1 protein-coding gene is annotated in these 863 nt (G+C 47.0%); it reads left to right on the top strand.

All coding sequences use genetic code 11. The features are described from left to right. Positions 1-38: 38 nt before the first annotated feature. A partial coding sequence (gene hemE, locus R7P74_RS25555; RefSeq protein ID WP_318123439.1) for a uroporphyrinogen decarboxylase occupies positions 39-863 on the top strand: 825 nt, incomplete at its 3' end.

Below are 863 nucleotides of genomic sequence, written 5' to 3'. Positions count from 1 at the left end.
CCCCCTTTCACAGAAAGCCTAACAGTTGGAATTACGGAATGACTGAATTAAAAAATGATCGTTATCTGCGTGCGCTTCTTAAAGAGCCGGTAGATTACACGCCAGTATGGATGATGCGTCAGGCAGGTCGTTACTTACCAGAATACAAAGCTACGCGTGCTCAAGCGGGCGATTTCATGTCTTTGTGTAAGAATGCGGAGCTGGCGTCTGAAGTAACTCTTCAACCACTACGCCGTTTTCCTCTTGATGCAGCGATCTTGTTCTCTGACATCCTAACTATCCCAGATGCAATGGGTCTGGGTCTGCGTTTTGCTGCTGGTGAAGGTCCGGTCTTCGATAACCCAATTACTTGCAAAGCCGACGTAGAGAAAATCGGTCTGCCAGATCCAGAAGGTGAACTGCAGTACGTAATGAATGCCGTGCGTCAAATCCGTAAAGATTTGAATGGTGATGTACCTCTAATTGGTTTCTCTGGTAGCCCATGGACGCTTGCGACTTACATGGTTGAAGGTGGTAGCTCTAAGGCCTTCACGAAGATCAAGAAGATGATGTACGCAGAACCTCAAACTCTGCATCTTCTACTGGATAAGCTAGCAGATAGCGTGATTGACTACCTAAATGCACAAATCAAAGCCGGCGCGCAGTCAGTTATGGTATTTGATACATGGGGTGGCGTTCTGACTCCTCGTGATTACAACCTGTTCTCATTGCAATACATGCACAAGATAGTGGATGGCCTGATTCGCGAAAATGACGGTCGTCGCGTACCTGTTACGCTATTTACTAAGAATGGCGGTATGTGGCTAGAGCAAATCGCAGCAACGGGTTGTGATGCGGTTGGTCTAGACTGGACGATCAATATT

The organism is Vibrio sp. 2033, from assembly GCF_033339735.1.
Note: the sequence above shows the minus strand (reverse complement) of the source record. Positions and strands in the feature narration are given on the sequence as shown.